Origin of the sequence: Holospora undulata HU1 (assembly GCF_000388175.3) — a bacterium.
GTDB classification, from domain to species: Bacteria; Pseudomonadota; Alphaproteobacteria; order Holosporales; family Holosporaceae; genus Holospora; species Holospora undulata_A.
On record NZ_ARPM03000195.1, the window covers coordinates 1 to 5,617 of the forward strand.

At 38.2% G+C, this 5,617-nt stretch carries 10 protein-coding genes; 3 read left to right on the top strand and 7 right to left on the bottom strand.

From position 1 onward, the window contains the following. The first annotated feature begins 190 nt into the window (after window positions 1-190). Window positions 191-349: a hypothetical protein gene (locus K737_RS11260; RefSeq protein WP_200863624.1), complete on the top strand. Its 159-nt coding sequence runs from the start codon at window positions 191-193 to the stop codon at window positions 347-349. Window positions 350-355: 6 nt separating this feature from the next. Here K737_RS11260 and K737_RS11265 read toward each other — a convergent pair whose 3' ends face one another. The 4 genes from K737_RS11265 to K737_RS06055 all read right to left on the bottom strand — a co-directional run bounded on the left by K737_RS11265 (window position 356) and on the right by K737_RS06055 (window position 2,755). Further along, window positions 356-520: a hypothetical protein gene (locus K737_RS11265; RefSeq protein WP_235075728.1), complete on the bottom strand. Its 165-nt coding sequence runs from the start codon at window positions 518-520 to the stop codon at window positions 356-358. Window positions 521-803: 283 nt separating this feature from the next. Beyond that, entirely contained in the window at window positions 804-1,625 is an 822-nt protein-coding gene (locus tag K737_RS06045; protein ID WP_006303455.1) for a hypothetical protein, read from the bottom strand. A gap of 2 nt (window positions 1,626-1,627) precedes the next feature. Continuing rightward, window positions 1,628-2,080: a biopolymer transporter ExbD gene (locus K737_RS06050; protein ID WP_006303456.1), complete on the bottom strand. Its 453-nt coding sequence runs from the start codon at window positions 2,078-2,080 to the stop codon at window positions 1,628-1,630. Window positions 2,081-2,095: 15 nt separating this feature from the next. Further along, window positions 2,096-2,755 (bottom strand): MotA/TolQ/ExbB proton channel family protein, encoded by a 660-nt coding sequence (locus K737_RS06055; protein WP_023492489.1) that lies wholly within the window; start codon window positions 2,753-2,755, stop codon window positions 2,096-2,098. Window positions 2,756-3,016: 261 nt separating this feature from the next. Between K737_RS06055 and K737_RS10145 the strand changes: the two genes are divergently transcribed. After that, entirely contained in the window at window positions 3,017-3,193 is a 177-nt protein-coding gene (locus K737_RS10145) for a hypothetical protein (RefSeq protein WP_023492490.1), read from the top strand. Between the two features lie 7 nt (window positions 3,194-3,200). Here the strand turns inward: K737_RS10145 and K737_RS06060 are convergent, their stop codons facing one another. The 3 genes from K737_RS06060 to K737_RS10150 all read right to left on the bottom strand — a co-directional run bounded on the left by K737_RS06060 (window position 3,201) and on the right by K737_RS10150 (window position 5,409). After that, entirely contained in the window at window positions 3,201-3,782 is a 582-nt protein-coding gene (locus tag K737_RS06060; RefSeq protein WP_006301474.1) for a hypothetical protein, read from the bottom strand. Window positions 3,783-3,887: 105 nt separating this feature from the next. Beyond that, window positions 3,888-4,748 (bottom strand): N5-glutamine methyltransferase family protein, encoded by an 861-nt coding sequence (locus K737_RS06065; RefSeq protein ID WP_006301476.1) that lies wholly within the window; start codon window positions 4,746-4,748, stop codon window positions 3,888-3,890. Window positions 4,749-4,950: 202 nt separating this feature from the next. Next, a complete protein-coding gene (locus K737_RS10150) occupies window positions 4,951-5,409 on the bottom strand; it encodes a transposase (RefSeq protein ID WP_075260369.1) in 459 nt (152 codons plus the stop codon). 36 nt (window positions 5,410-5,445) lie between these two features. Between K737_RS10150 and K737_RS11520 the strand changes: the two genes are divergently transcribed. Further along, window positions 5,446-5,574: a hypothetical protein gene (locus K737_RS11520; protein WP_268743849.1), complete on the top strand. Its 129-nt coding sequence runs from the start codon at window positions 5,446-5,448 to the stop codon at window positions 5,572-5,574. Window positions 5,575-5,617 lie beyond the last annotated feature (43 nt).

Genomic DNA, 5,617 nt, shown 5'->3' on the forward strand with positions numbered 1-5,617 from the left:
TTCATTTAAAAAGGCAGCAGCACGGCCCGTAAATACAGCCAAGCAGGAAGCCTTTATTCAACGGTGATGACAACACCGCCGAATGTTTGGTGATAGCGAGCGTGCCAGCATGGCAACGAAAATCACCTGTCAGGCCCCCCCCCATTTCCACGACGGCCTACACGCATGAACCTGATGGGAGTGACTGCACATGCGCCTTACGGGGGTATCCTTAAAAACCTTAAAGACGTTTTTTGATCAGCGGAAAGATGCTTATCCAAAGGCGCCTAGCATTCCCCTGATCTTAGATCAAAGACCTTATAACACAAGCAAATACACCCAAAAAGCAGCAAAAGAAAGGGGGCATTGAGGTGCATTATTTCCAGCCCCAACCTGCCCCCATCGAAGAATGAAATATGCGCAACAATCGATTTTTCGTCTCTGCCAAAGAGTTTTGCCAGAGTGTGCTGCAAATTTTTTCGACCAAACCTGAAACAACATCGCCATGGATCTTGTCGACCGCGTCAATGACAACTTTCAACGCATTAGTCCAACACTTTCACTTTGATTTGGTATAGTTATATAGAGATGCAGAAGGAAGAAGACATGGGGCAAGTGCAGATTTTTCTCGACTTTGCTCTACAATGATACCACGTGGCTTTCACTGTGGAGCGCTCATTTAAAGATCGACTCTTAGTCCAAGAGATTAAAAAAAATTACTGCTGAAAGTCTATACTTTTATCTTTTTATCTAATATATCATTATTAAAAAAAGATTCATAGCTAATTGTATGTGCATTTAATAATTTTGAGGGGAGAAATACCTCATTGAGGAGAAAAATGAATACGTAATTTTTTCCATTTATGGTACTGATCAAGAGGCAACGGAAGAGGATTACAGCTGGGATCAAAAGCTGCAGCAACCGCACTTTCTGCAGCAATGGCATAGGCTGGATGGTTCGTTGTCCCCCCAACGATAGTGGCTCTTGCTACTGTAGCATCAGGATTAAGCTCTAGCTCTACTAACACCACCAATTTTTCCCCATTTTCTGATAACGCTGGAAGACGCCAAGCGTTTTGTAACAACGTTTGAACACGATCTAATATACTCACCGCAATATCCTGACCAACTTGCGATGCCCCATAAGAAGACTGAGAATCAGGATCAACTTCCGGAGTTTCAGCAGAAGCTCCATCAGGACGTTCCGTGATATCTTTTAGTATACTGTGAATGTCTTCTTCGCCCCCCCCGCTTTTTGAACTTTTTTCCGAACTCTTTTTTTTTTGCTTCTTAGAAGAAGAGGAAGACTTTTTTTTCTTCTTTATTTCAGATTCTTTATTTTCTTTATTCTTTTCTTCTAGATGATCCAACACCTCATCAAAAGAAGGAGGATTTTCCGCCTGATCTGGAGAAGCTTCAATATCTTTTGCAATAGACTTGCTTTTTTTTTGTTCTCTAACTTTCTCTGATTTTGGTTTTGACTTTGGAGCTCTGGAAACTGAAGCAAAATTTTGAATATCCAAAGGAATATTGCAAGGCGCTGTTTGCTCTGGAAGTTCAATCTTAGAAAATCGATTACCAAAAAAGATCCCTATTCCGATCAATCCATGAAATCCTAGAGATATTATCCAATTTAATGCTCTCATTTTTATCCATTATTTTTTGATGTACTTTTCTTTTTTGAAACTGGACGCTCCTGTGCTTCAGTAACCAGCATTAACTTTGTAAAACCAGATTGAGAAAGACATATCATTAGCTGAACTAACTGCTCATAGACTAACGCTTTATCCGCTTCAATATAAATGGTTTCTTGATGATCGGGGTCAAGCACACTCAACCGTTCTAACAGAACATCAGAAGTCATTTTTTGCTCTTGAAACAACAGATCTCCATCTTTATTTATCGAAACCGTTAAAGGAGCAGACTGCGTAGACTGAGAAACTCCCTGACCAGCTTTTGGTAAATTAACACACACATTACTATGCATTAACGGGGTAGTCACAATAAAGATCACCAATAATACCAGCATGACATCGACAAGGGGGGTTACATTGATTTCTGAATGAGACTTGATATGTCTTCGATACTTTCTTAATTTCATAAAAACGATTTTCCTTTAGTGATCAAGGTGAGCAACGTGAACAATACGACAAAACCCTTCCAGTTTAGTCATATAACTTTGAATGCCAAGACTCAGCCGATTGTATGCAACAGCAGCCGGAATGGCCGCCACTAGCCCAATGGCTGTTGCAAACAAAGCTTCTGCCATCCCGGGAGCAACTGCAGCAATACTGGTGGAACCTGAACTTGCAATCCCCTTAAAGCTGTTGATAATGCCCCAAACAGTTCCAAACAATCCAACAAAAGGAGAAATGGACCCAATTGTGTCAAGCGTTCCCATGCTTTTCATCAAATAATCTCTTTGATTTTCTAAGTAAGCTTCCAAAATGTTCTCTACTTTTTGACGCCACACAGAAGACGTTCCTCGACGAGACTCTTTTACAAACAAACTAACAACATAAGCAAAAGGCATACTCCAAGAACAGGGACGCACGTGCTCCCAATAATTTGATGATTCTTTTTCAAACGACTCTTGAGTATCTGATGCTTCCTGATATAGCTTACGCAATTGAAGAGATTTTCCAACAATAATACTCCACGAAACGACAGACGCTCCCAAAAGTCCCAACATCACACCCTTTATGATCCAATCTGCCTGCCAAAACAACCCCCAAAGTGATATACCATGAGATACTTGTACTACTACTTCTTCCACAGCCGGATTTTTCCTCTTTTAGCGTTACGCCACAATAACTTTCTCTATTATCCCAGAAATTTTTTCACAAAACAACTCCTTGCATGTGCGTTTTTTTCTCACTTTAACTTGCCGCACCTAAAAAACAACGATTGATTTTTAGCTTTTTGAAATAAACGAATTGTAATCCAGTATTTTTTCTTGTATATAATCTGAGTAAACAATCTTTTAGTAACCTATTTGTTTTATAGTGTTGTTGTATGATCCAAATACTTAAAGTTTATGACCATAAGAACGAAAATATTAGTTACTTTTCTGTTCCTGGGGACACTGTCTTCTTCTTGTTTTGCCGATCATTGGGAAAGTCTTGCTTCTCATATTAATACGGAGGCTCCCCCTGGAGAACTAACAAAAGAAGTCAATGATTTGCTTCACCAAACTTTCGATAAAAAAGCATAACGTCGAATCAACCGTCATCCTTAGACTTAAGGTGCAAAACAATACCTTGATTAGATCGAATGACATGAACCTGCAGGTAAGCTTCTTTCAGTAACTGATAGACAAAATAGGCATAGTATTCTACCCCAGAAGTGGCGGGTTTTCCTTGCATCAAAATCAAATCTTGTCGACAAGACGGAAGAATGGTAGTTTCTGCTAAAGAAAATATAATATGTTGAGGAGTATTGTGTATTTCGATAGCGCCCTTTTTTGATACCGCTTGCTTTACAAGCCAAAAACAAAGGCCTAATGTTATTCTTGGATACACCTCAATAAGCGCATCACTAGGCATTACACAAGTAAACTTATCCTTAAAAATACGCTTTAGCAAAAGTTTTGCATCAGCAATGCTTGGAGTTTCGCTTCCAAAAAAATCTCGAAAAATTTCTAAAAGTTCTGTCAATTGTTGTTTTGAACGAAAAATAAGCGCCCATACCTCATCACCAGGAGAAGGTGTCATTTCTATTCCCGCAGAAATAGCACTAAAGGGAGAAATAAGATCATGCATCATTTGGGCTACTAGCCCTGTAACTTCCGACAAAGAAAACATAAAAATCCTCTAAAAACTATCTGTTCAAATTATTATACAAATCTTTTCCCGTTTTGCATCAGGGGATATCAAAGAATTTTTTGATCGTCGTCGAATTGCTGATCATTAGTACAAAATCAGGTAGCGATTTCTGCCAAAATCATCCAAAAACACTGATACCTTAGAAAAATACTGCTTTCCCAACGAAATTAGAAAAGGAAGCCAAGCATTTGAAGAAATTTCTAATGCTAAAACCCCACCATAAGTCAACCATTGTTTTGCACCAGGAATAATCGTTTTGTAAGGGGTTATTCCGTATTTTCCCCCATCCAAAGCAACTTTTGGATCCCAAAATCGAACTTCTGGAGGTAATTTTATCCATTGACTAGAGGGAATATAAGGCGGATTACTAACGATAAGGTCAAAACTATTTTTTTTTATCGCATTAGTTTCTAAATTTGTGTACCAATTGCTGCAAATCCACTGAACGCGATGACCTATCCCTAACTGAAACGCATTCTGATGCGCTACCTTTAAAGCATCGCTTTGAATATCAACCCCTAATCCTTTAGCTTTAGGAAACGCTTCTAAAAAGCTTAATAGAATACACCCACTTCCGGTGCCTAAGTCAAGAACAGTATTAACCTCTGTTTTTCTGTTAAGAATTAAAGAGACTATTCCTTCAGTTTCTGGTCTAGGGTCTAATGTAAATTCATTCAAAGCAAACCATTGGTTCCAAAAAAAGCGGCGCTGAGTGCTGCGGGACAACGGCTTATGTTTTGTGATAAACTCTTGAACCCACTTATCTAGTTCAGCGTGAAGAGGACAAACATCAAACATTTTATAGGCCCACTGTGAAGGAGACAAATCAAAAGCTTCTTGTAAAAAATTTTTTCCCCATCGATACCCCACTTCAAAAGGAACACCTTTATGGCAAACAAACTGTTTTGCCAACTGAATTGCTTTTTCGTGAAAAGAATTACTCATCTACTCTTTTTTTTAAATGTAAAAACATTGTTAACGCCCACTATTTAACGATCGGTGAAAAAAAATTTTGGCATAAATTTTGTTTTATCACAAGCATTGAACATAAAGTGCCTTAATTTTACCGCTTTTGCTATCAACCACCGCCGTTAAGTTATATTTGGAATGTAAAAGGAAACACTCTGAAAGTTTAGTTTATAGTCATTTAGCCTGAAGATGGGATTTGGAAGAATGCAGAAATAGCCTCATAAAGTTTGCCAAATGCATTAATTTGGCATTTAATCCATCGTTTCATATTAACCAAGAATTTTTCAATTGGATTTAGATCAGGGGAATATGAAAGCAAAAAAATTATCTTACACCCAACAGATTCGATTAAATCTTTAGTTTTCTTTGATCGGTGAAAGGCAGCAATATCCATAACTACTCCCTTACCTGGCTTCAGCTCTTTTATTAAATGTTCCCCCCACATTTCGAATGCCTTCGCGGTACTAGATCCATTAAATATCATCGGAGCTATCGATTTATTATTCACGAATATTGCTATAATATTTGTTCGCGCGTCATATTTAACACTTTTTTTACCTATCAGTTTTATACCGTTTCGCCCCAGCCTTCTATCTTTGAAAATCGTTAGCTCTATACCACTTTCATCGCTATATATAGTACTTTAGGTTGAATTAGGTGCAATTAAAGGAAAATGACAAAGAGCTACCGCAACGATTTAAGACAAAGGGTAAATTTAGATGAGGGGCGGGGTATTGAATCATCGCAACCATTTAAAATAAGTGTATCAGCGACAGGAAGGTGGAATAGAAAATTGGTATAGAAAAAACAGACAAAAAGCTGTTATTTTCCTAAGGGGCTTAGTG